At 69.8% G+C, this 23,571-nt stretch carries 21 protein-coding genes, 1 tRNA gene and 2 pseudogenes; 11 read left to right on the top strand and 13 right to left on the bottom strand.

All coding sequences use genetic code 11. The features are described 5' to 3' along the window. Positions 1-47: 47 nt before the first annotated feature. Positions 48-1,046, bottom strand: a complete 999-nt coding sequence (locus ACFWP7_RS16565; RefSeq protein ID WP_384381997.1) for an RNA polymerase sigma factor RpoD/SigA — start codon at positions 1,044-1,046, stop codon at positions 48-50. Positions 1,047-1,218: 172 nt separating this feature from the next. Here ACFWP7_RS16565 and ACFWP7_RS16560 point away from each other — a divergent pair, with 172 nt between their 5' ends. After that, complete coding sequence (locus ACFWP7_RS16560; RefSeq protein ID WP_384381995.1) at positions 1,219-1,737, top strand: GNAT family N-acetyltransferase; 519 nt, start codon at positions 1,219-1,221, stop codon at positions 1,735-1,737. A gap of 31 nt (positions 1,738-1,768) precedes the next feature. Here the strand turns inward: ACFWP7_RS16560 and ACFWP7_RS16555 are convergent, their stop codons facing one another. Further along, a complete protein-coding gene (locus ACFWP7_RS16555; RefSeq protein WP_384382033.1) occupies positions 1,769-2,536 on the bottom strand; it encodes a dioxygenase in 768 nt (255 codons plus the stop codon). A gap of 255 nt (positions 2,537-2,791) precedes the next feature. On the opposite strand from ACFWP7_RS16555, the gene ACFWP7_RS16550 reads away from it, so the two are divergent. Next, positions 2,792-3,295 (top strand): MarR family winged helix-turn-helix transcriptional regulator, encoded by a 504-nt coding sequence (locus tag ACFWP7_RS16550; protein WP_384381993.1) that lies wholly within the window; start codon positions 2,792-2,794, stop codon positions 3,293-3,295. A 182-nt stretch (positions 3,296-3,477) separates the two neighbouring features. Here ACFWP7_RS16550 and ACFWP7_RS16545 read toward each other — a convergent pair whose 3' ends face one another. Together ACFWP7_RS16545 and ACFWP7_RS16540 are read right to left on the bottom strand one after the other, a co-directional pair. Then, positions 3,478-5,025, bottom strand: a complete 1,548-nt coding sequence (locus tag ACFWP7_RS16545; RefSeq protein WP_384381991.1) for an MFS transporter — start codon at positions 5,023-5,025, stop codon at positions 3,478-3,480. A gap of 302 nt (positions 5,026-5,327) precedes the next feature. Next, positions 5,328-5,972 carry a TetR/AcrR family transcriptional regulator gene (locus tag ACFWP7_RS16540; RefSeq protein ID WP_384381989.1) on the bottom strand — a complete coding sequence of 215 codons (645 nt, stop codon included), beginning with the start codon at positions 5,970-5,972 and terminating at the stop codon, positions 5,328-5,330. A 273-nt stretch (positions 5,973-6,245) separates the two neighbouring features. Here ACFWP7_RS16540 and ACFWP7_RS16535 point away from each other — a divergent pair, with 273 nt between their 5' ends. From ACFWP7_RS16535 to ACFWP7_RS16525, 3 genes are all read left to right on the top strand, one after another. Then, complete coding sequence (locus ACFWP7_RS16535) at positions 6,246-7,520, top strand: M6 family metalloprotease domain-containing protein (RefSeq protein WP_384381987.1); 1,275 nt, start codon at positions 6,246-6,248, stop codon at positions 7,518-7,520. 229 nt (positions 7,521-7,749) lie between these two features. Next, a complete protein-coding gene (locus tag ACFWP7_RS16530; protein ID WP_384382031.1) occupies positions 7,750-9,414 on the top strand; it encodes an IclR family transcriptional regulator C-terminal domain-containing protein in 1,665 nt (554 codons plus the stop codon). 183 nt (positions 9,415-9,597) lie between these two features. Continuing rightward, positions 9,598-9,670: transfer RNA gene (locus ACFWP7_RS16525), tRNA-Arg, on the top strand. A 110-nt stretch (positions 9,671-9,780) separates the two neighbouring features. On the opposite strand, the gene ACFWP7_RS16520 is transcribed toward ACFWP7_RS16525, so the two are convergent. The 3 genes from ACFWP7_RS16520 to ACFWP7_RS16510 form a co-directional block, all read right to left on the bottom strand. Further along, positions 9,781-10,389 (bottom strand): DJ-1/PfpI family protein, encoded by a 609-nt coding sequence (locus ACFWP7_RS16520; RefSeq protein WP_384381985.1) that lies wholly within the window; start codon positions 10,387-10,389, stop codon positions 9,781-9,783. 272 nt (positions 10,390-10,661) lie between these two features. Beyond that, positions 10,662-11,645 (bottom strand): hypothetical protein, encoded by a 984-nt coding sequence (locus ACFWP7_RS16515; protein ID WP_384381983.1) that lies wholly within the window; start codon positions 11,643-11,645, stop codon positions 10,662-10,664. 153 nt (positions 11,646-11,798) lie between these two features. Continuing rightward, positions 11,799-12,701, bottom strand: coding sequence for a helix-turn-helix domain-containing protein (locus ACFWP7_RS16510; RefSeq protein ID WP_384381981.1), 903 nt, complete (start codon positions 12,699-12,701; stop codon positions 11,799-11,801). Between the two features lie 102 nt (positions 12,702-12,803). Here ACFWP7_RS16510 and ACFWP7_RS16505 point away from each other — a divergent pair, with 102 nt between their 5' ends. Next, the gene (locus ACFWP7_RS16505; protein WP_384381979.1) at positions 12,804-13,364 is read left to right on the top strand and encodes an SRPBCC family protein; all 561 of its coding nucleotides are present in this window, start codon (positions 12,804-12,806) and stop codon (positions 13,362-13,364) included. On the opposite strand, the pseudogene ACFWP7_RS16500 reads toward ACFWP7_RS16505, so the two are convergent. Next, positions 13,365-14,065 (bottom strand): annotated as a pseudogene (locus ACFWP7_RS16500) (L,D-transpeptidase family protein). Between ACFWP7_RS16500 and ACFWP7_RS16495 the strand changes: the two are divergent. Both ACFWP7_RS16495 and ACFWP7_RS16490 read left to right on the top strand, forming a co-directional pair. Further along, a pseudogene (locus ACFWP7_RS16495) lies at positions 13,959-14,306 on the top strand (sensor histidine kinase); the annotation flags it as partial. The pseudogenes ACFWP7_RS16500 and ACFWP7_RS16495 sit on opposite strands and share 107 nt — an antisense overlap. Before the next feature lie 235 nt (positions 14,307-14,541). Then, complete coding sequence (locus tag ACFWP7_RS16490) at positions 14,542-15,570, top strand: hypothetical protein (protein WP_384381977.1); 1,029 nt, start codon at positions 14,542-14,544, stop codon at positions 15,568-15,570. On the opposite strand, the gene ACFWP7_RS16485 is transcribed toward ACFWP7_RS16490, so the two are convergent. The 4 genes from ACFWP7_RS16485 to ACFWP7_RS16470 all read right to left on the bottom strand — a co-directional run bounded on the left by ACFWP7_RS16485 (position 15,557) and on the right by ACFWP7_RS16470 (position 20,041). Beyond that, on the bottom strand, positions 15,557-16,753 hold the full coding sequence (locus tag ACFWP7_RS16485; protein ID WP_384381975.1) for a DegT/DnrJ/EryC1/StrS family aminotransferase: 1,197 nt from the start codon (positions 16,751-16,753) through the stop codon (positions 15,557-15,559). The two genes, ACFWP7_RS16490 and ACFWP7_RS16485, sit on opposite strands and share 14 nt — an antisense overlap. 164 nt (positions 16,754-16,917) lie before the next feature. After that, complete coding sequence (locus ACFWP7_RS16480) at positions 16,918-18,048, bottom strand: GNAT family N-acetyltransferase (RefSeq protein WP_384381973.1); 1,131 nt, start codon at positions 18,046-18,048, stop codon at positions 16,918-16,920. A gap of 229 nt (positions 18,049-18,277) precedes the next feature. After that, positions 18,278-18,826, bottom strand: a complete 549-nt coding sequence (locus ACFWP7_RS16475; protein ID WP_384381971.1) for a cysteine hydrolase family protein — start codon at positions 18,824-18,826, stop codon at positions 18,278-18,280. Positions 18,827-19,045: 219 nt separating this feature from the next. Then, entirely contained in the window at positions 19,046-20,041 is a 996-nt protein-coding gene (locus ACFWP7_RS16470) for a trypsin-like serine peptidase (protein ID WP_384381969.1), read from the bottom strand. A 299-nt stretch (positions 20,042-20,340) separates the two neighbouring features. Here ACFWP7_RS16470 and ACFWP7_RS16465 point away from each other — a divergent pair, with 299 nt between their 5' ends. After that, entirely contained in the window at positions 20,341-21,126 is a 786-nt protein-coding gene (locus ACFWP7_RS16465) for a Scr1 family TA system antitoxin-like transcriptional regulator (protein WP_384382029.1), read from the top strand. Then, the gene (locus tag ACFWP7_RS16460) at positions 21,123-21,365 is read left to right on the top strand and encodes a DUF397 domain-containing protein (RefSeq protein WP_384381967.1); all 243 of its coding nucleotides are present in this window, start codon (positions 21,123-21,125) and stop codon (positions 21,363-21,365) included. Before ACFWP7_RS16465 ends, ACFWP7_RS16460 begins: the two co-directional genes overlap by 4 nt. Here ACFWP7_RS16460 and ACFWP7_RS16455 read toward each other — a convergent pair. Next, positions 21,258-22,499 carry an MFS transporter gene (locus tag ACFWP7_RS16455; RefSeq protein WP_384381965.1) on the bottom strand — a complete coding sequence of 414 codons (1,242 nt, stop codon included), beginning with the start codon at positions 22,497-22,499 and terminating at the stop codon, positions 21,258-21,260. The genes ACFWP7_RS16460 and ACFWP7_RS16455 overlap by 108 nt on opposite strands. 77 nt (positions 22,500-22,576) lie before the next feature. Between ACFWP7_RS16455 and ACFWP7_RS16450 the strand changes: the two genes are divergently transcribed. Continuing rightward, on the top strand, positions 22,577-23,569 hold the full coding sequence (locus ACFWP7_RS16450; RefSeq protein WP_384382027.1) for an ArsR family transcriptional regulator: 993 nt from the start codon (positions 22,577-22,579) through the stop codon (positions 23,567-23,569). The last annotated feature ends 2 nt before the right edge of the window (positions 23,570-23,571 follow it).

Below are 23,571 nucleotides of genomic sequence, written 5' to 3'. Positions count from 1 at the left end.
GTCCGGTCGGCCTGTGGCCGACATCTGTCGGTAACGAAGGGGCGGGCTTACGCAGCCGCGTCGAAACCTGTGTCGCGTGCCAGCTTCTTCAGCTCGAGCAGCGCGTGCTTCTCGATCTGGCGGATGCGCTCTCGCGTGAGGCCGTGCTCCTTGCCGACCTCCGTGAGCGTGCGCTCCCGGCCGTCCTCGATGCCGTACCGCATCTTGATGATGGAGGCCGTGCGCTGGTCGAGGCGGCCGATCAGGTCGTCCAGCTCCTCGCTGCGCAGGAGTGTCATCACCGACTGCTCGGGTGAGACCGCGGAGGTGTCCTCCAGCAGGTCGCCGAACTGGGTGTCGCCGTTGTCATCCACCGCCATGTTCAGCGAGACCGGGTCGCGGGCCCAGTCCAGGACGTCCGCCACGCGCTCCGGTGTGGAAGCGAGCTCGGCGGCGATCTCGGCGTGCTCCGGCTCCCGCCCGTGCTCGCGGTTGAACTCGCGCTGCACGCGCCGGATCCGGCCCAGCTCCTCGACCAGGTGGACGGGGAGGCGGATCGTGCGCGACTGGTCCGCTATGGAGCGGGTGATGGCCTGGCGGATCCACCACGTCGCGTACGTGGAGAACTTGAAGCCCTTGCGGTAGTCGAACTTCTCGACCGCGCGCACCAGGCCGGCGTTGCCCTCCTGGATCAGGTCGAGCAGGGGCAGGCCGCTGCGCGGATAGCGGCGGGCCACGGCGACGACAAGGCGCAGGTTCGAGCGGATGAAGACGTCCTTGGCCCGCTCGCCCTCGGCGACCAGTGCCTCCAGCTCCTCGCGGGACGCGTCCGCCTCGGCCTGGGCCTCACCTTCGAGGATCTGCCGCGCGAACACACCCGCCTCGATGATCTGAGACAGTTCTACTTCCTTGGCGGCGTCGAGCAGCGGCGTACGCGCGATCTCGTCGAGGTACATGCCGACCAGGTCGCGGTCGGCGATCTCGCCGCCTACGACGCGAACACTGCGTGCACCGTCGCTGGTCTCGCCGGAGGCGGACTTACGACGGGCGACGGCACGGGTTGCCATGCGTGCTCCCTTGCGATGGTGGGCTTGCGGGTCGGTCCGGACACTTTGGGCTCACCCTCCCGGGTGCCCTGCATCCGAAGGAAACAACGACTGGAATCCGGACAGAATTCCCAACCCGCCCCTCGATTTTTCTGATCATGCAGTACCCTGTCCCGCCACAGAGGGGTGCCAGATGACGACAGAACGTACAGAAGTGCAGGTCAGGCCGGGATCCGAGGGTGATCTCGATGCTCTCACCGCCATCTACAACCACTATGTGCGTGAGACGCCCATCACATTCGATACCGCTGTCTTCACTGTGGAAGAGCGTCGTCCGTGGCTGCTCTCCCACCCTGAAGACGGACCGCACCGCCTGATGGTTGCCACGGACGTGGACTCACAGGCAACTCTTGGGTACGCCACCAGCAGCCCACACCGTCCCAAGCCCGCGTACGCCACCTCGGTCGAAGTCACCATCTACCTCGCCCCCGAAGCGGCCGGCCGCGGCATCGGCACCCTCCTCTACAAAGCCCTCTTCGAGGCCCTGGAGGGCGAGGACCTGCACCGCGCCTACGCGGGCATCGCCCTGCCCAACGAGGCGTCCACACGGCTGCACGAACGCTTCGGGTTCCGGCACATCGGCACCTACCGGGAGGTCGGCCGCAAGTTCGGCCGGTACTGGGACGTGGCCTGGTACGAGAAGGAGCTGTGACCCGGTAGGCACGGCCAGGCGCGGCCACCGCTCAGCCGAACTGCACCGACCGCTTCGCCATCCCCAGCCAGAACCCGTCGATCACGGACTTCTGCCCGTCGAGCTCACCGGCCGCGTCCGCCGCGCCCATGGTCACGAAGAGGGGCGCGAAGTGCTCGGTGCGCGGGTGGGCGAGACGGCCCGCCGGAGACTTGCGCTCGAAGTCGAGCAGCGCGTCCACGTCACCGGCGTCCAGCGCACGGTGGCCCCAGTCGTCGAACTCGCTCGACCAGGACGGCACGCCGCCGCCGGTGTGCCGCAGGGCCGCGAGGTTGTGCGTGAAGAAGCCGGAGCCCACGATCAGGACGCCCTCGTCGCGCAGCGGCGCCAGCTTCCTGCCGATCTCCATCAGCCGGACCGGGTCGAGGGTCGGCATGGAGATCTGCAGGACCGGGATGTCGGCCTCGGGGAACATCTCCACCAGCGGGACGTACGCGCCGTGGTCGAGTCCGCGGTCCGGGATGTCCTGCACCGGGATGCCGGGCGCGCGCAGCAACTTCCGTACGGACTCGGCGAGTTGAGGGGCGCCCGGAGCCTCGTACCGCACCTGGTAGAAGTGCTCGGGGAAGCCCCAGAAGTCGTATACGAGGGGGACCGTCCCGACCGCGCCGAGGGCGAGGGGGGCCTCCTCCCAGTGGGCGGAGACCATGAGGATCGCCTTGGGGCGCGGCAGGTCGGCGGACCAGGCGGCGAGCTGGCCGGGCCAGACCGGGTCCTCGGCGAGGGGCGGGGCGCCATGACTGAGATAGAGGGCGGGCATGCGCTCCTGCGAGTCGCGCCCCTCGGTCGCGACAGACGTGGCGACAGAAGTGGCGACAGAAGTGACAGCGGACGTGACAACGGGCGTGACAACGGGCGTGACAGCAGACATCGCGGCGGCTCCCTCCGGCGGGGTTCGAACACACAGCCCGAAGAATCGGTCCCCTAAGCGACCGATACTTGAACTCTCAATATTGATACTCACCATAGTCCCCGTTTGTTTAATCTTCAAGAAGGGGCTCGTACAGTGGAGTACATGAACACGGCATCCGCTCAAGAGACGCGCTGGCTCACTGACGAGGAACAGCGCACCTGGCGTGCCTACATGCACGCATCCACCCTTCTGGAGGACCATCTCGACCGACAGCTCCAGCGGGACGCGGGCATGCCGCACGTCTACTACGGCCTGCTCGTGCAGCTCGCCGAGGCGCCGCACAGGCGGCTGCGGATGACCGAGCTGGCCATGAACGCGAAGATCACCCGGTCCCGTCTCTCCCACGCGATCGCCCGCCTGGAGAAGAACGGCTGGGTGCGGCGCGAGGACTGTCCCTCCGACAAGCGGGGGCAGTTCGCGGTCCTGACGGACGACGGCTACGAGGTCCTGAGCCGGACCGCGCCCGGCCACGTCGCCGCCGTACGCCAGGCCCTCTTCGACCGGCTCTCCCCCGAGCAGCAGAAGGCCCTCGGCGAGGCCATGCGGATCATCGCCGAGGGGCTCCAGCCGAAGGACGCGGGCGCCGACCTGCCCTGGCTGCGTTAGGGCTCTCTCGTGGGGAGCCGTAACGCAGCCAGGGGACCGGCGCGGGTCCGCCCCGGCTCCACTGTGCTCGGAGCCGGGGCGGACCCTGGGATTCGTACGGACGAGGCGTCCCCACCCCTCGTCCGTACGCGAAGTACGAAGTACGAAGCACCGGGGGTACGACGGGGTACGAACAGCCGGCGTCAGTGGGCGACCACCGGCACCTTCAGCTCGTCCTCGGCACCCTCGCCCGCACCCGCGCCGGAGGCCGAAGAGATGTCCGGACGGCCGGTGTTGATGAGGGTCGCGGCGACCGTCGCGGCGAGCACGAGGATGCCGACGGCGAACCAGATCGCGTTGGTGTAGCCGTGCACCTGGCCCTCCAGCTGGACCAGCTGCTGCTGGGCCTGGGAACCGGCGCCGCCGATGTGGTCCTTGATGTACGCGGTCGTCGCCGAGGCGGCGATCGTGTTCAGCAGCGCCGTACCGATCGCGCCGCCCACCTGCTGCGAGGTGTTCACCATCGCGGAGGCGACACCGGCGTCACGCGGCTCGATGCCGAACGTGGCCAGCGACATGGCGGGCATGAACGCCGTACCCATACCAAGACCCAGCAGCACCATGCCCGGCAGGATCACGCTCGCGTACGAGGAACCGATCTCCAGCTGGGTCAGGAACAGCATGCCGAGCGCGGCGACCAGGAAGCCCGGGGCCATCAGCAGGCGCGGGGCGACCCGGGTCATCAGGCGCGTGCCGATCTGCGTGGAGCCCACCATCATGCCCGCGATCATCGGCAGGAAGGCGAAGCCGGTCTTGACCGGCGAGTAACCCTTCACGATCTGCAGGTAGTAGGTCAGGAAGAGGAACAGGCCGAACATCGCGATGATCGCGAGGCCGAGCGAGAGGTAGACGCCGCCGCGGTTGCGCTCGGTGATGACACGGAGCGGCAGCAGCGGGGCCTTGACCCTGGACTCGGTGAGGACGAACCCGGCGAGCAGTACCGCCGAGGCGACGAACAGGCTGAGCGTCACGGAGTCGCCCCAGCCGTCGGACTCGGCGCGGGTGAAGGCGTAGACGAGCGTGACCAGACCGAGGACGGAGAGGACGACGCCGGGGATGTCGAGCGGCGAGCGGTTGCGGCCACCAGCCGGCTCACGGATGACGAAGTACGCGCCCGCGGCGGCGATGATCGCGAACGGGATGTTCACGAAGAACGTCCAGCGCCAGTCGAGGTACTCGGTGAGGACGCCGCCGAGAATGAAGCCCACGGCGCCGCCACCACCGGCGATCGCGCCGTAGATGCCGAACGCCTTGGCGCGCTCCTTGGGCTCCGTGAACATCACGGCGAGCAGCGAGAGCGCGGCGGGCGCGAGCAGCGCGCCGAACGCACCCTGCAGGGCGCGGGCGCCGAGCATCATCGCCTCGTTGGTGGCGGCGCCTCCGATGGCGGACGCGCCGGCGAAGCCGATCAGACCGGCGACAAAGGTGCGCTTGCGGCCCCACAGGTCGGCGATACGACCGCCGAAGAGCAGCAGACCGCCGAAGGCGAGGGCGTAGGCCGTGATGACCCACTGCCGGTTGCCGTCCGATATCCCCAGGTCCTGCTGGGCGGAGGGCAGCGCAATGTTCACGATGGTCGCGTCGAGGACGACCATCAGCTGGGCGAGCGCGATGAAGGTGAGCGCTTTCCAGCGGTTGGAATGTGCGGACTTGGCGTCGGACATTGCTGTCGAACTTCCTGTTTCAGACATGGGAGTACCCACTCCGGGACTTCGTAGCGAAAAAGACGATGAGAGAGGACAGAGGGAAGGGGACGGCTCGTCGACGGTGACGGCCTGAAAGGGTTGGGCGAGTTCTGAGTGGAGTTGTGCGAGCTCTCGGTGGCCTTAGGTGGCCTTCGTTGTGCTGGTCAGGGGACTGGCCTTCGCGCGGGACCAGCCGGTCAGATCACCGGCCCTGTCATCAGCCCCGCCATGAGGCCAGTCCTGAGGCAGTCATAGTCATGAGGCAGTCATGAGGCCGGCCATGGGTCCGGTATCAGCCCCGCCATCGGTCACGCACCTCGCAGCCCCTCCATGGTCGCGGCCGTACCCGGCAGTTCGGAGCGGGCCGGTGCCCGCAGTCCGTCCAGGAACAGCTGCAGATGACGGTGTACGAAGCGGTCGAAGCCCTGGCATGCCGTGCCGGGCAGCGGTCGGGTGAGCTGGGTGACGGCGACCATCAGGTCTCCGACGGCGACGTCGGAGCGGAGCTGCCCGGACTCCCGGGCGCGCTCCATCATTCCCTCGACCAGCGCCTCGATCCGCTCACGTGAGGCGAGCAGATCCGGGTGGTTCTTGTCGAAGTTGCCGGAGAGCATCGCGCACAGCGCACCGAACCGCTCGTCGACGCAGGCGTGCACGAAGCGGCTCAGCACCTCGAACGGGTCACCGCTCTCGGCGAGCGCCAGCTCCGCCTGCTCGGCCGTACGGTCCATGACCGTGCAGACGACCTCCCGCACCATTGCGTCGCGGTCGGGGAAGTTGCGGTACACCGTGGCGTTGCCCACGCCGGCCCGGCGGGCGATCTCGTCGAACGGCACATCGGAGCCGAACTCGATGAACATCTCCACGGCGGCGCCGACGATCCGCTCCCGATTGCGCAGGGCATCGGCGCGCGGCCGGGGCACTCGACGCTGCGCTCGGGTTGCGGTCTCCACGGCGTACTCCTCGTAGGTAGTTGACGGCCGTTCGCGTAGCTGACGGCCGGGTTGCGATCCGGGGATTAGCTCCCCGCTTCGCTCGGACACCTGACTAAACGGGGAAACGGTCCCCGGTTATTTCCCGCCTTCAGTGTGACCTGAGTCACATCCACTGTGGCGAGAAACCCACGATCGGGCTCATCCAGCGCGCGCCCCGGCACCCCTCGCCACAGGGTGATCGAAAGGGTGCAGTCGGTGACCGGCGGCTGCCGTCGAGCGAAGGGCTCCCGTATGCAGCCGACCAGCCGTCGGATACGCCCGCGCCGCGTGGTCGCGCTCGCCTCGGTGGCCGTTCTGACACTGGCGGTCAGCACCTCCGCCGGCACCGGTCATCTGACGGCGGGCTCCACGACGGCGGGCTCCATCGCGCTGGCCCGCTCCACGGCGCTCGGTCCCTGCATGATCAACGGCTCGCTGGGCGTACAGATGGGCGAAGGCATCCCGACGCCACCGGGGTACGCCCGCTCCACCGGCACCGTCCGCGCCCTCACCTTGATGGTCGACTTCTCCGACGCGCCCGGCCAGGGCAGCGCGCTCGACCGCCTAGCGGAGTTCTTCCCGCAGACCCAGGAATGGTTCAGGACAGGCTCCTACGGCCGCCTCGACTACCGCCCCGAGACGCCCGTACGGCACTGGCTGCGGATGCCCAAGCCGTTCAAGGCGTACGGCATAGAGCGCGGCGCGCCCTTCGACCCCGGGTACCGCACGCTGGTCCAGGACATCGTGGCCACCGCCGACCCGACCGTGGACTTCCGCTCGTACGACCTCCTGAACGTGCTGGTCACGCCGAACGCCGGGCCCTCCGCCCTGGACACCGTCCTGTCCGTGACCTTCGCCGGCAACACCGAGGCACCGATCGCCGACGGCGTCGTGGTCTCCAACGCGTCCTTCGTCTACAGCCGCCAGGACGACGGCTCCGGCTCCTACGGCGAGACGGGCTACCGGGTACTCCCCCACGAGAACGGCCACACCTTCGGCCTGCCCGACCTGTACACGCAGGACGGCGGGGGCGCGGTCGGGCACTGGGACATCATGAGCGAGGACTGGGGGGCCGGCAACGACCTGCTCGGCTGGCACAAGTGGAAGCTCGGCTGGCTCGACGAGACGCAGGTCAGCTGCGCCGCCGCGGCCGGCACCACGGAGTACACACTCACTCCGCTGGCCAAGACGGGCGGCGCCAAACTCGTCTTCGTACCGACCGGCATCAAGACCGGGTACGCCTTCGAACTGCGCACCCGGGACGGCAACGACCTGGCCGTCTGCCGCCCCGGCATCCTGATCTACAAGGTCGACGCGAACGTCGACACCGGCAACGGCCCCATCACCGTGTACGACTCCCACCGCGACAGCGGCGGCTGCACCCGCTCCCCCAACGTGCACGCGGAACTCTCGGACGCGCCCTTCGCCCCCGGCGAGTCCTTCAAGGACCCCAGGACCGGCGTCGTGATCACCGTGTCGGGAGTGGATCTCGCGGGGAACTACCGGGTGTACGTGACCCGACGCTGAGCCGGGGCCGGCCCTCCCGGCACGCCGGTGACCTGCTGAGGACCTGATCAGAACCTGCTGAGGCGGCCGGGCAAGGACTACCGTGTCTCTTCTGAGTGCCGCAAACGGAGAGCCCATGCCATTGAACGTCGTGCCGGCCCCCGAGGACGAGACCGAGACCGAAGAGGGGAGCGGAAGCGGAACCGTGTTGACCGGGACCGCCGTGCCCACCGAGGCCGTGGCCCCCCTCATGCGCGGGATCGCCGTACTGCGGCGGCTGACCGAGGCCGACGGAGTGTCCAGCCTCAGCGGCCTCGAGCGGGCCACCGGGCTCGCGCGTTCCACCGTCGACCGCATCACCGCGACGCTCGCGCGCATGGGGTACGTACGACTCGACGGCCGGGACGCCGTACTCGCCCCGCGCCTGATGGAACTCGGCAACGCCTACCTCGGCGCCCTCCGCCTCCCCCGCCTCCTGGACGCGCACGCCGACGCCCTCGCCGACGAACTCGACGAGTCGGTGTCCCTCGCCGTCGGCGACCGGGACGGCATCCGCTTCATCCACCAGGCGACCCGGCGCCGCGCCATGTCCCTGAGCTTCCGCATCGGCGACCTGCTCCCCGCCGAACGCACCGCCCCCGGCCCCCTGTTCGCCACCGAGTGGGGCGAGACGGAGTGGGCGCGGTGGCACGAACGCCGGGCCGCCGATCCGGAGGACCGCGGTTTCCCCGCCGTACCGGCACGGAGCCGGCCGTTCGCCGACGCACCGTCCGGGTCCCGCGAGTCCGCCAACCGTGACCACGCGGCCCGGCCCGCCCCGCCCGTCCGGCTCGTCACCGTCGGCGACGACTTCGAGACGCGTACGGACGAAGCCCGCAAGGACGGCTGGGCGCTCGACGACCAGCTCATCGAGCCCGGGCTCGTCGCCCTTTCCATGCCGGTACGGGAGGCGGGGCGCATCGCCTGCGTGGTGAGCGTGGTCAGTCACACCAGCCGGCACACCGCGGCCGACCTGCGGGACACCCTGCTGCCCCGGCTGCGGACGGCCGTGGCCGCGATGGAACGGGAACTGCGCGTGACCCCGCCCGCCGCCGAACCGACCGCCCCCTCCGGCCTCGCCACCTGGACCGGCGCCTCCAAGCAGGAACTGGGCCGGGAGTTCATCGAATCGCTGGCCCGCGGACTGACCGTGATCACCTCCTTCGGCGAGGGCCGCGCCGAGCTGACCCTCACGGAGGTCGCCCAGGCGACCGGGCTGGCCCGCGCCACCGCCCGGCGCGCCCTGATCACCCTGGAGCACCTCGGTTACGTCACCACACACGGCCGCGTCTTCCGGCTCACCCCGCGCGTCCTGGGCCTCGGCTTCCCCCCGCTGTCCAGGACCTCGCTCCCCGACATCGCCCTCCCCCACCTCGCCGAACTCTCCCACCGGTTGCACGAGTCGGTGTCGCTCGCGGTGCTGACCGGCGACGAGATCCAGTACGCGGCACGTGTCGCCACCAGCCGCGTGATGAGCGTCAACGTCACCGTCGGCACCCGGCTGCCCGCGTACGCCACCTCACTGGGCCGCGTCCTGCTCGCCGACCTCCCCGACCCGCACCTTCCGGAACTGCTCCCGCTGACCCCTCGTACCCTCACCGATCCCCAGCAGCTGCGGGCCGAACTGGACCGCGTACGGGAAGCCGGATACTCCCTGACCGACGAGGAGTTGGAGGAGGGGCTGCGATCCGTCGCCGTTCCGGTGCGCGAGCGCGGCGGGCGGGCCGTCGCCGCCGTGAACGTCGCCCTGCACAGCAGTCGCCGTACCGCCGAGGAGTGCGTCCACGACATCCTGCCCGAACTCCACACCACGGCCGGGCGAATCGAGGCGGACCTGCGGGTCGCGGGGCGCTTCAGGCGGGTACCGGTGGGGTGAGTTCTGGAGGCGCCCCCGCAAACCCCGCCGGCAAGCCGGTCACCTGCCCCGCCCCCGGCCGCCCCACCACCCAGCCCACATCCGCTACCCTGTCCGAAGCTGCTCCTAGCGGCAGCACAGACCTTGCAGAGACCTGGCTGAACACTCACCCAGAGTTACCCACCGTGTCTCAGGCAGGGCCCCGCCTTCGTAGCTCAGGGGATAGAGCACCGCTCTCCTAAAGCGGGTGTCGCAGGTTCGAATCCTGCCGGGGGCACAGCAAAGCAGCAGGTCAGAAGCCCTTCTGCCCGGTTGGGCGGGAGGGCTTCCGGCCCTCGCCAGCTGATGTACGAGGCTGCAGCCGAGCGCGAACGATGTCGTGGGCCCTCAGTGCAGTACCGCCTCGCCTGCGTGGACGGCTCGCATGGCGCGGTCGACGGTTTCCTGGTTCTCGCCGACCGGAGCCACATAGTCGATGACGTCGCGTGCGGCGGCCTCTCCGAGGGTTCGGGTGATCACCCATGTGGCGAGGTACTGGGACGCCATGCAGCCGCCCGCCGTGGCGATGTTCCCCTCGGCGTGGAAGGGCGCGTCCAGCACCGTGACGTTGCGGGCCTCCACAAAGGGCCGGGTCTTCATGTCCGTGCAGGCCGGCATGCCGTCCAGCAACCCGAGCCGGGCGAGCACCAGAGCGCCGGAGCACTGCGCGCCGATCAGCTGTCGCGAGGGGTCCAGTGCCAGCCGGGAGATCAGCCGGTCGTCGGCGACCACCTCGCGCGCCTTCACGCCGCTGCCGATCAGCACGACGTCCGCTTCGGTCACGTACTCCATCGGGCGCTGCCCGGTCACCTCGACGCCGTTCATCGAGGTGACCACCGGCGCCGGTGTCGTGATGAAGGCCTCCAAGCCGTCCTTACGGCACCGGTTGATCAGCGCGGAGGCGATGAAACTGTCGAGCTCGTTGAATCCGTCAAAGGTGACCACGGCTACCTGCATGGCAACTCCTCACAGCACGGCAATCGGCGATGGAGTGCAGCTTCTCAGGGCGCTGCGCCCAGGTCACAGGCCAATTGGCGGGGAGTGGCTCACCTCATCCTCTCAACAGAGTTGTTCGGTACAGAGTTGTTCGGTATCGGTTTCGGACTTGTGCAGCAGCCGGGCCAACAACGGGGCGCCTCCGATCGAGCCCACCGACAAGGCCGAACCGACGGACCCCACCGACAGCACCGACAGCACCGAGCCGATCGACAACACAGAGTCGCCGGCATCTATTGGTGACTGTGCAGGCGGGCGCGTACGAGGTTGGGGTCGGTGGCTGTGAAGTAGGCGGCGTTGAGGATGTAGACGTTGTTGCCGTGCAGGGCTATGGAGGTGGGGTTCTGGAGGCCGTTGCTGGCGTCCAGGACGGTGGTGGTGGTGCCGTTGGGGTGGATGCGTACGACTGTGTTGGGGGCGTTGAGTGCGGCGAGGACTTCGTCTCCGTGGCCGGTGAAGGCGAAGTCGTCGATGCCGGTCAGGCCCGAGGCCCTGACTTGCGGGGTTCCCGCTCGGTTTCCGGGGCGGATCGGGATGCGCAGGAGGGTGCCCTTGTCGAGGTTGGTCACCCAGAGCGCGCCGCGGTGTACCTTCGCGCCGTTGGCTCCGAGGAAGCCGGTCGAGGCGAGTTCGGGGGCGGTGGACCATGCGGTGACTGTGCCGCCGGTGACGGGGACGCTCCATACGGTGCCGAGCACCGAGTCGGTGATGTAGAGCTGTTCGCCGTGCTCGTCCAGGGCCAGGCCGTTGGGCAGGCCGCCCGCGGGGAGTGCGGCGATGCGCTGCGGGGACTGTCCGGGGCGCAGCCGCCACAGGCCCGTCAGGTCGGCCGTGCCGGTTGCGTAGAGCACGTACACCGTGCCGTCCGAGGTGTGGACGATGCCGGTGGCCAGGGGGAAGCCGAGGGCTGGGGTGTTGACGCCGCCGTCGGTGGGTGCGGGCAGCGTTGCCAGGATGCGGGTCGCGCCCTGGGGGGTGATCTGAGCGACCTGGCGGCTGGCGGCGAAGGTGACGTCCGCCGTGCCGTCGGGGAGCAGAGTGATGTTCTCCGGCATCTGGCCCGCGGACAGGTCGAAGTGGGTGGCGATCCGCACATCTGTCAGGGGCTCGCCTGCCAACTGTGCGTTGGCCGGAGTTGCCGCTGTAACGACGGATGCGAGCACCGCTATGGCTGACATGGTGATCTTGATGCTTCGCATGGACCTGGGCGTGCGCATGGGCAGGGTTCCTTCACTGGTTTCGGGCAGGCGGCAGCCGTGGTGCGGCGCCGTGGTCGAGAGGACGCCTTCGAAGGGATGCCGGCGCGGATACAGAACTCACGCGCCGGGCGCACCGCCCTCAGGCGACGGAACGGGCTCGGATCGGCCCGGTCAGGTGGTCGTGCGGATGTCAGAGCCCCGGCGCGGCAGCGTCGCCTCTCGTGGCGCGGTCGCGTGGGCGAGCAGGGTCAGGGCGGTCGCGGAGGGGGAACCGGGGGCGGCGGTGGCCACCACCAGGGTCGGGCCGTCGCCTTGCGGGTTCTGCAGTGTCTGTTGGGTGACTGTCACCGTCCCGACGAGGGGATGTCGCATCTCGTAGTCGGCGACATCGCAGGCCAGGACCCGGTGATCGGCCCACATCTCGGCGAACTGCTCGCTGCGCATGGTCAGTTCGCCGATCAGCGAGGCCAGCAGCGGATCGGTCGGGTGCTTGCCGGCCGTCAGCCGCAGATTGCCCACCACCGCACGGGCCTTGGCGGGCCAGTCGGCGTACAGGTCGCGGGTGTGCGCGTCGAGGAAGACCAGCCTGGCCATGTTCGGCCGTCGGCCCGGGTCGTCGGGGCTGCCCGGATCGAGGTGGCCGGCGAACAGCCCATGCCCTGGCCGGTTCCAGGCCAGGACGTCGGTGCGGCGGCCGATGGCTATGGCGGGTGTGCCGTCAATGGCTGCCAGCAGCGCGCTGGTTGCCGGGTTGATGCGTTCAACGCGCGGCCGTACGAGGGGACTTGGCCGTCTGGGCGCACGGGCCAGGGCGTGCAGATGGGCCCGCTCGGAGTCGTCCAGGCGCAGGGCGCCGGCGATGGCGTCGAGCACCTCGCGCGAGGCGTTGCGTGACTGGCCCTGCTCCAGGCGGGTGTAGTAGGGCGCGCTGATGCCTGCGAGCATCGCGAGCTCCTCCCGCCGCAGCCCCGGCACCCGACGCCGTTCGCCGTACGTCCGCAACCCGACGTCCTCGGGGCGCAGTTGGCCCCGGCGTGCCTGGAGGAAGTCGGCGAGCTGCCCGTGCTTGTTCATGGTGCCGAGTATGCGCACCGCCGACGATCCGCGCCTGACCCCGCCGGGGTAGGGATCCGCAGGGTCTGGCTCGCCCCTGCCCCGGACCCCACGATGAGCCGCATGCCCCTACGTATTCGTACGCACCGCAGCCGACAGGAATCCATGGAATCCATGAGCACCACCGACACCGACTCACACCCCCTCGCAGGGATCGACCTGACCCCCTTCGCCTTCACCCGGCGGTGCTGGGTCGACGCGACGCCTGATTTCGTCTACCGCCTCGTCAGCGACGTGTCACTGATCGAGACGTGGAGCCCGAGTGCCAGCGAGGTGAACTACGCGCCGGGCGACGGTCCATGGGTCGGTGCCCGGTTCAGTGGCCGCAATCGCCGGGACGGGCGGGAATGGGTCACCGACTCCGAGGTGGTGCAAGCTGATCCGGGCGCCGCGTTCGCCTTCGTCGTCGGCGGAACCGACCATCGCATCGTGCGTTGGGACTGGCACTTCCGCGAGCAGGGCAGCGGCAGCATCGTCCAGCAGTCGTGGCAGTTGCTGCGTAGCGATCCGGTCCTGGGCAGAACCCTCGAAGACGTTCAGGCCTTGCGCGACCACATGGCCGACAGCGCGGAGTCCACTCTGCTCGCCCTGGCGGAGTGGATCGCCGGACGCCCTACCAGCTGATCACCGTGCGAGGGACTCGGCGTCCCCCATGACGATCACCGGGTGCCGGTCGGGGTCGAGCGTGCGCAGGAGTTGCTCAAGGTGATCCTCCTCCAGGCTCACGCAGCCGTGCGTGGGGCCGCCGTAGTCGACGTGCAGCCATATGCCGCCGCCCTTGCCCGTGCCGAGGGGGCGGGTCCGGTCGAGAGGTGAAGTCCCGGGTTCGCGGTTGTAGTTGATGGCTATGACGTAGTCGAAGGAGCCCGCGAGCGGTTCGCCCTCGAGGCCCGTGCCGCCGATGGTGAAGCCCTGCGACTGGTCGTACGGCAGTTTGGTGCCGGGGTCGGCGAGCACTCCGTCGGCGTCGGTGAGGGCGAACACGCCGATGGGCGACCAGAGATCACCGGCGTGGCGGTCGTCCGTCCAGCCCTGGAGGGCGTTGTGGGCGGGCCAGGCGGCTCCCGGCCCGTGCCGGTGCCGGTGCCGGTGCCGGTGCCGGTGCGCTGGTAAAGCACCACCTGCGAGGCCGAGGAGTTCCTGCCCTGTCCGGTGACCAGCACGACCTGGCGCGCGTTCGCGGGGATTTCGGACAGTGTGTGCGTACCGAGGCCAGGCATGCGGCAGGCTCTGGGCAACCTCCTCTCCAACGCGCTCCGGCACACCCCCGCGAGCGGCACGGTCACGCTCGCCGCCCGGCAGAGCGGCGACCTGGCCGTCCTCACCGTGCGGGACACGGGCAACGGCATCGCGCCCGAGGAACTGCCCCATGTCTTCGAGCGTTTCTGGCGAGCCGACGAGTCCCGCAGCAGACACACCGGCGGCAGCGGACTGGGGCTGTCCATCGTCCGCCAGTTCGTCGAGGCGCACGGGGGGACCATCACCGCCGACAGCGAGCCCGGCAACGGCGCCGTGTTCACCATCCGGCTCCCCCGCGCCCGGCAACCGGACAGCCCGGCCCCCTGACAGGGAGTGCAGCGACCGGCACCAACAGCCTTCTCTTTCAGGTGAGTTGACGACAACGAGCCATCTCAAGGTGGCTCGGAGTCCTATCGAACCCCGGTACGATCGGCGACTCAGCGCTGCCGGACGCGTTCGGCGTAACTTGCTCTTCTGAAGGCCGGACGCGTTCGGCACAGCTCGCCCTTCTGAAGGCCGGACGCGTTCGGCACAGCTCGCCCTTCTGAAGGGACGCCAAATAGTGCAGGCTCCGCTGCCACGCCGGTCCAGGGGCCCGTCGGCGATCGCCGCCGCCTTCGTCGGGCCAGGTTCCGGTTCCGGGGGCCACGACGGTTCCGCGCCCTGGGCGGAGCCCGAGCCCGCCGCGCCACCGATGTCCGCGGCGGCGGCCGCGTTCGCGGCGGAGCTCGCCGCCACGACAACGGACCAGGCGCTCACCGCCACGCCGCCGAAATACCCGGTCACGGGCACGGCCGCCACCCCGACGAGGACCCGCCCCCCGGCCGGACGCCGGTTACCCCGGACGGCGTTACTGGTCGGCGCCGTCGTGGCCGGGGCCGCGCTGATCGGCGGTGCCGTCCTCGTGGTCCGCGCCGGTGGCGCGCGATCGTCGGAGTCGGTGCGGGGCGCCGTACCGGACACCACCCGGGGTGGCGGGGCGTACGAGAGCACGCCGAGCGGGCTCGGCTCGGCCCCGCCGTCCGTCGCACCGTCGGCGAGCGGCACGAGCGCGTCGCCGCAGCCGTCGGTCACGGGATCCGGCACCGACGGTGCCACCCGCACGCCCGCGCCCGCGCAGCCGTCCACCACCCCGGCCGCCGACGGCAACAGCGGTCCCACCGAGTCGGGCAACAGCGATCAAGGCGCCGCCGCCTGCACCCCCACCGCAGGCTCCGGCCCCCTCACCGACTACTCGGCCTGCGCCGGGCCCGGAATCGTCACACTCCAGGCGACCTTCAACACCGCGCAGAGGTATTACCACGCCTTCATCAACACCGACGGCAACACCGCGACCGGTTACCGGCTCCCCTTTCCGTCGCTGTCGGCCCTCGGTGCCGACTACATGATCGAGAACGGCGTCCTCTACAAGAGCCTGTCGACCGGCTGGAACTGGACCCAGGCCGCGGCCGGCCCCACGATGACGGTCAGCGGCGCCACCCGGACCTGGACGCTGCCGCTGACCGGGATCGGCTCACCGACCGGCACCCAACGGGTGGAGTTCCACGCCGGAACCGACTACACCCCGGTGATCACCTTCAGCCCGAAGTAGTGCGGAGCGGGGACGCGGGTGCGGTCCCTTCACTCGTCAGGGCCCGGGCGATCCTGCGCGCCAGGAGCGGGTCGGCGGGAAGTACGTGGGAGGCGAACCAGCGGGCTGCCGCCGGGTCGGGCGACGGTTCCACGAACTCCGCGCCCGCGTAGTCGTCGAGTGGAGGGTCGTAGACATAACCCGTGACCACTCCGTGGCTCACCAGACGGTCGATGAGGGCGTCGCGGTCGTGGACCAGGAGCGGGGCCCTGAAGAGAGGGAGCGGGTCGGGGCGCGCCGCACTGTCACGGAGCGCCGGGGACGCCCAGGGGGTGCCCGCGAGCAGCGAGACACCGACGCCACGTCGGCTGAGGTTGGCGTCGAGGCCGGCCATCCGCAGCTCCAACTGCCCACGTACCAGGGCTCCGTGGCGGGAGCGGAAGCCGTGCAGGTCGACACGGACCCAGGGCTCGTACGCGGTGAGGCTCGGGGCCTCTCGCGCACGGTCGGCGAGCCGTGGGGCGTGCAGGGCCATGCGGTAGTCGTCGCGTTCGAGCAACCCGAGGCGCTGGAGCGTCCGCCAGACCGGACGCACCAGGTGGAGGGTGCGCACGGTGGAACGGGCCAGCGGTCGCAGGGTCGCGGTCAGGTCGTCGTGGAGTCGGCGCGGCGTGAGGAGTTCGTCGCGCAGGGCCTCCAACTCCCGCCGGGTGCGCGCGTCTTCTACGGCGAGGAAGCCGCCGGCCGTCGACGCGGCATGCTTGGACAGGCTGAACGCCGCCGCTCTCCCGAAGGTTCCGATCGGCTGCCCGTCGACGCGCGTGCCGATGGCGTGCGCCGCGTCCTCGAACAGCGGGATCCCCAACTCCTGGCATCTTAGGCTCAGTTCGGCGACCCGGTCCGGGATCCCGTACAGGTTCGTGGTCAGGACGGCGTCCACGTTCCGCCAGGTCGACTCCGGTACGGCGGCCGGGTCGATGTTGCCGTCCCACGCCGACACCGGGGCCTGCACGGGGCGCAGTCCGGCCGCGAGGACGACGAAGAGGATCACGTCGTCGTTGACCGGCGACATCAGTACCCGTGCGCCCGGTCGGCACCAGCGCCGTAGCGCCAAATACAGGGCGAGCCGGGCCGAGGGTGTGTAGACGCATTCCCGCCCGAGCCGCCGTGACATCGTCGCAGCGAGCCGTGATCCGTACGACATCGTCACCTCTTCCGTTCTGTCGATGTGCCGTTCTGCCGATGTGCCGATGTGCCGTTCTGCCGTTCTGCCGTTGTGGTTCGGCCGGTTCAGGGAGGGACAGAGCGCGCGGGGCCGGCCCCGGCGTCGCGTGCGGACGGGGGTGGGGGGAAGGGGGGCGAGCTTGCTCAGCGGGCGCGGGGTTCCGCTCTGGTCGAGCCCGGGCGGGCCGAGGTGCGCAGGGTGCCGGCCGTCTTCAGGAGCCGGTCGGCCGGCTTCCGCAGCCCGGGGTGGGCCAGGACCGTGTTCCGCAGGCCGCGGACGGGCCTGCGCCACAAGCGGTGCGCCGTCGCCACCGGGTTGGGGCGGGTGGCGAACCCTTCGCCCACGCGCAGCTCGCGAGTCTTGAGCCAGTCCTTGTACTCCTTGTCGCCGCGCCCCATGTCCATGGTCCGCACGCCCTGCCGACCCGCCGCCTCGGCCATCCGCAGGTGCATGATCAACCCGGGTGAGTAGTAGCGGAGTTCGGGGTCGTACGTCGTGAACCACGCGGCGAACACCGTGCGCGAGGTCGGTCCGAAGTGCGCCGCCACCGGCCGGTCGCCGGCGTACACCACGGACAGCACGCCGGTGAAGTGCTCCTCGCGGACGTGGAACAGCTGGTCCACGAGGTCCACGATCCACGGCCGCGCGAACCGGTCCATCCGTCCCGTCCTGCGGTACTGGGCGGACTTCCACTCCATGAGCTGATGCAACATGCGCGGATCGCGCTCGTCGTAGACGAACCGCATCTCGCCCAGGTCGCGTCCCAGGCGGCGTTCCTTCTTCAGCGTCGTCTTGGCCAGACCGGGATAGGCGCCGCGCAGCCACTCCGCGTAGCTGCCGTCGCCGACCTTCAGGTCGAGCACCGGTGAGGCGAACGTCCCCGTGACGTATCTGCCGAAAGGTCTCTGCTCCTCGACGAGGTGGTCGAACTCGAAGACGGACAGCCCACAGGCCTTCAGCAGTCGCTGGGGGTCCCAGGTGACCCCGGGGCGGTGCACGAGGGCCTGGCAGTCGGAGAGGCCGAGCCCGATGGCCCGGCCGACGCCGAAAGCGTTGCGCTCGTACGGGAGGAAGCCGACCGGTTCTCCGTTCTCGTGCAGGACCGCCACCCGTGCCCCGCTGCGGTGTCTGCCGATCCCGGCGGCGAACTCCGGTGCCAGGAAAGGGTTCGCGTAGTCCGGTGACTCGTCCATCGCCCGATGCCAGGCCTCGCACAGCGAGGAACTCAGCTCCTCGGGTCTGTGGATCGTGATGTCCGTCTCAGAAGATCGCATAGACGACCGCTCCCCCAAATCCCCCATGACGCGCCCTCCGCGTCCGCCCCGTCACTTCCATGCCCAGGGGCTCAAACGTCGCGAAAGGTACGCACCCTGTCAAGGGTGCCTGTCGTAATGGAAGGGTGCGGATCGGGAGGGTGCGGATCGGGAGGGTGCGGATCGGGAGGGTGCGGAGGGGAAGGGTGCGGATCGGAGGGCGCGGCCACCCTGCACCCTCCGACTCCGCTCAGAAAGTCACCGAGGTGGTCTCCGTGGTCCCGCCGAGCCGTCCGGGCGCGCTCTGCTCCTGCCAGTACAGGTTGGTGTGCGCGATGACCTGGGCCGGGGGCGGTGCGCCGTACGCCGTGAGGTCTTCCGTCGTGTGGGCGTCGGCGACCAGCGTCACGTCGTAGCCACGGACGAAGGCGCCGTGCAGGGTTGACCGGATACAGGCGTCGGTCTGGGCGCCGGTAACGACGAGGCGGCCCACGCCGCGCTCGGCGAGCAGCGCTTCCAGCTCGGTGTCCTCGAAGGAGTCGCCGTAGAGCTTGTGGACGAGCGGCTCCGCGGCACCGCGGACCAGCTCCGGCACGTACTGCCAGCTCTCACTGTCCCTCTTGAGCTGGTCGTCCGAGTGCTGCACCCACACCACGGGTACGTCCTGCGCGCGGGCCTTGTCGACCAGGATGTTGATGTTCGCGATCACGCCGTCACGGTCGTGGGCGTCCGCCACCACCCCGTTCTGAACGTCAATGACGAGAAGCGCGGTGTTCGGCCTGTCGGGCAGGGTCGTCATGGGAAATCCTCCTCTGTTTCCGGTCGATCCCACACTAGGCCGGGGCACTGACATCGAGACTGGTGAGCAGGTTCCGGTGGTCGGGGTTCCGGCAACCGCAGACCTCGCCTCGTGCGGCGGACAGCTACTTCTGAAGAGCAGCGGGTGAAACGACCGGGACGGCGCACGCCGCCGGGACACGCCCCTGACGGGGGTGGCCCGGCGGCGGCTGCTGTCCGGTCAGGCCGCGCCCGCCTGGCGGTAGACGCCGAGGGCTTCGTCACCGAGCACCGGGTGGTACTCGTTGCTGCCCGAGCTGACGCTGATGTTTCCGATCAGGAAGCCGGAGCCGGTCGAGGTGTCGAAGCTGGACAGGAACCCTCCGCCGCTGGAACCGCCGGTCTGCACGCAGTCGATGCCCCACATCGTGGAACCGACCCGCCCGGCGTCGATGAACTCGTTGCCCTCGCAGTGGTTGAGGCGCTCCCCGCTGCCCTCGGCGCTGGAGCCGCCGTAGCCGAAGGAGTGCACGTGCTGGCCGTTCGCCGAGCTGAAGGCGACGCCCTGTGCCCCCACCGTGTCGACCAGCGTGCGGCTGTTCACCGTGCCCAGGACCGCGAACGCGAAGTCCCAGTTGGCGTTCCCGGCCGAGGAGACGTAGTCGGTGTCGAAGAGGAGGCTTCGGGCGGTGAAGGTGCCGAACGGGCGCGTGCCGTTGGCGTATCCGGGGATGAACACCCAGTTCTTGTAGACCTCACCGGTCGAGGCGTTGACGACACAGTGTCCCGCGGTGAGGACCACGGACTTGTTGTCGCTGTTGGCGACGGTGGCCGAGCAGGTGTACGTCCCGCCCGTCGCGTTCTGGAAGAACACCTTGCCGGCGGTCGTGCTGATCAGGCCGCCCCCGGTCCAGGCGGTGGGCGAGGACGCGGCCGCGAACTCGCCCGTGGCGGCGGCTCCCGTCGCTGTGACCGGCGGGACGGTCACCTCGGTGCCCGCCGTCTGCGGCGCGACCGTCTCAGCCGTCACTCCTGTCGGCTGGGCCGGGGCGGACAAGTCCTTTGCCGCGCGCAGCCGTTCGGTGGTCCAGAAGTGCAGCGCCGCGTTCTGCTGCGCGGCCGAGAAGGACGTGCTGTCGACGCGGGTGGGGGCGTGCGGCGCGGCGTTGGCGGTGCCTGCCGTCCATGCCGTGGCAGCGAGTGTCAGGGCACCGAGATACGCAGCAGTACGTTTCATGGCGGCAGATCCAAGTCCTCGTGGGGAAGGGGGAGTTCGTGCGAGGCACCGGTTCGGACCCGTTGGACTCGGGCGAGGACTGCTTTCGACAACGTTGTCGATAGCGACTCCCACTGACAACGTTGTCGATCCAATGCGCCGCCAGACTAGCTCCCCCGTTCGTGGCGTGTCCATGGCATGCGTGAACCCGTACGGAATCCGTTGTACGGGTGTTCTGTGGTGAACGTACGCCCCCGAGTGGGGAGTTCATCAGGGTGAACAGCGGGAGCGGCAAGAGCCGCAGGAAGAACGCGTCCGCCATGAAGATGGTGGGGGCGCTGATCGGCGTCTTCCGGAGGACGGCCGGGTACACCCAGCGGGAGCTGGCCGAGCAGTTGAGGCTGGACGAGCAGACCCTCGCCTCGATCGAACAGGGCAGACGGTCGCTGAGAGCGGAGTACGCGGTGTTCCTGGATGAACTCCTCGACACCAAGGGGGCGTTGTCGGTCGCGGTGGAGAACATGCCGGAGGTGGATCTGTTTCCTCGGTGGGCCGAGGAGTTCATCGACTTGGAACGGGAGGCGCTGGCTCTGTCCTCGTACCAGAATCAGGCCTTACCGGGGCTGCTCCAGACCAAGGGGTACGCCCGCGCGGTCTTCCGGAACGACGTGCCCGCCCTGTCGGAGGACGAAATCGAGCAGCGTGTTGCGGCTCGTGTGGAGCGACAGGAGGTTCTGCACCGGAAGGACCCGCCGACCGCCAGCTTCATCATCTCCGAGGCGACGCTGAAGGACCGGCTCGGCGGCGACGAGGTCTACGCCGAGCAGCTTCGTCGCCTTCGCGAGTGGGCCGATCTGCCCGGCGTCACACTCCAAGTCATGCCGTTGGGCAGGGACTTCCACGCCGCGCTCGACGGACCGTTCGTCCTCATCGAAACGCAGGACCACCAGCGCGTGGCCTACGTCGAGGGGCAGCTCAACGGCAGAATGATCGCGAGCCCGGACGAGGTGTCCATTCTGGAGCGCAAATATGCGATGCTGCGGACTCAGGCTCTCAACCCCCAGGAGACCAAGGGCCTGCTGGACCGTCTGCTAGGAGAGCAATGAGCACCGGACTTCAGTGGTTCAAGTCGAGCTACAGCGGCAGCCAGGGCGGAGACTGCCTCGAAGTCGCGTACGCCTGGCGCAAGTCCAGCTACAGCACCGAGCAGGGCGGTGATTGCCTCGAAGTCGCCACCTCACCGCACACCATCCACGTCCGCGACTCCAAGACCGCCGACGACAGCCCCGCCCTCGCCGTCGCCCCCGCCACCTGGACGGCGTTCCTCACGCTTGCCCGCGGCTGAGAGCGTCACCGTCACGGCGATCGACGCGGCCGCCATGGCGGTCATCGCCGTACCGGCTGACGTCAGTTGAGCCACCGCCCCCGCCAGCGCAGCGCTCACGCCCTGCATGGTGAGCATGCCTGAGGAGTGCAGTCCGAGGGCGTGGCCGCTCAACTCGTCCGGGGTCAGGGCCATCAGGCGCTCCTGCTGGATGAGGCTCGCGCCGAAGCCGACGGAGGCGAGGGCGATGCAGGCAGCCGCGATCGCCGTACCCGGGCGGAGGGCGAAGAGCAGGTACGGCGTGGCCAGGAGCAGCAGGAACGGGATGCCCAGTCGGCGGCGGACCGGCGGCGGGATGAAGCGGCCTGTCATCACGTCGCCGACGAACATGCCGAAGGCGCCGCAGGCGAAGAGCAGACCGGCGCGGTCGGGGGCGTAGGACACGAACAGGGACTCGCAGCCGACGACGAGACCGTTGGGGATCCAGAGGAGCAGGTACGTCCTGCGGCGCGGGGGCGAGGACCACAGGATGGCGTTGGTGCGCCAGGTCTGGGCGACGGACGGGCGGCCGGCGGCCCGCGGGGCGCGGCGGGTCAGGCCGAGGCGGGTGACCAGGGCCGCCGCCAGGTACAGGGCCGCCGCGATCCCCAGCGTGGCCCTCGGTGACAGCACCGCCACGAGCACGCCGCCGGTCGCGAAGCCCGCGATCTGTGTGAAGCCGTTGACCATGTTGAAGACCGAACGGCCCAGCAGATAGCCGTCCTTGGACAGGATCTCGTTCAGCAGGCCCCAGCGGACACCGCCGCCGAGCGAGGAGACCAGGCCGAGGACCGCGATGAGGGCGAAGAGCGTCCAGAGCGGGAGGCCGGGTATCGCCATCGCCGCCGTGCCGAGGGCGAAGGACAGGGCGATGCCCGTCATCGTGGAGCGGGGCGGCAGGCGGTCCGCCGCCGAGAGCAGGGTGGTCGCGCCGACGACCTGGGCGAGCTGCGGCCCGAACATGCTCACCGCCGACAGCAGCGGTGATTCGGTCGCCTTGTACACCAGCGTTCCGATGGCCAGGCCGCCGATCGTCGAGGCCGTCGAGTGGAGCGCGGAGGAGAGGAAGAGCGGGGTGAACTCCCGGGTGCGGAAGAGATCGGAGTAGCTGTGCATGCGCGGATTCTGGGCTGCGGTATGCGGCGGCCGTTATTGTTTCGCGCAGGAGCGAAACGTCAGGGGGTGTGGAGTACGTGGGCTGGTGGCAGGTCAACGCCGACACCCTCGCCGGGAGCCGCTTCGTGCTGTCGCCGCTCGCCGAGACCTTCGCGAGCCTGAAGATGCTGCACGCGGAAGCTGCCTCGCACCCCGGTGAGCGTGCCTGGCTGCGCGCCCATCTCCCTCCCTACAAGCAGCACTTGGCCGCCGATCCCGTCACCGCGCTGCTCATCCGCTCCGGGCTCGGCCGGGACTGGATCGCCGACTTCCTCACGCCCACCCCGCGCGACGACCGGGCGGCCTTCGAGGAGGAGGTGGAGCGGGTGCGCGCGGTCTCCCCCCGGGCGGCGCGCGAGCACCTCGCCCTCTCCCTGCGCGGCCCGCTCCCCGCCCGCCTCGACCGCGACGACCTTCCGCGGCGCGCCGCCGACCTCCTCACCTACGTGTGGGAGGAGGCCGTACGTCCGTACTGGGCCCGGCGGCGGCGCGTCCTGGAGGCCGATGTGGTCGCGCGTACCGCCCAGTTGAGCCAGGGAGGCTGGGCGGCGGCGCTCGACGCACTGCGGCCGGGGACGCGGTGGCTCGGCGACAACCGGCTCCAGGTCAACCTGCACGAGTACCCGCCCCGCGAGATCTCCGGCGCCCAGCTCTTCTTCGTACCGGTCACTCCGCAGCGCATCGGGTGGGTCTCCTGGGAGGAGCCCCATCGGTACGCGGTCATCTACCCGTGCGCGGGCGCGCTGGCCGGCGGTCCGGACGCGGCGGCCGTGCCCGCGAGTCTGGGCGCACTCCTCGGAACCGCCCGCGCCGGCATCCTCGTACTCCTCGAATCGCCCATGTCCACCAGCCAGTTGGTCGCCGTGACCGGACAGGGGCTGGGTTCGGTCGGGCGGCATCTGAAGGTGTTGCTGGACGCGCGGCTCGTGGAGCGGCGGCGCGCGGGGCGTTCCGTGCTCTACTTCCGGGCCCCTGCCGGGGAGGTACTGGTCAAGGCCCAGCGGGAGGATCGGGACTCGCCCACTTCGTAGGC

The organism is Streptomyces sp. NPDC058470, from assembly GCF_042721055.1.
Taxonomy (GTDB): Bacteria; Actinomycetota; Actinomycetes; order Streptomycetales; family Streptomycetaceae; genus Streptomyces.
Note: the sequence above shows the minus strand (reverse complement) of the source record. Positions and strands in the feature narration are given on the sequence as shown.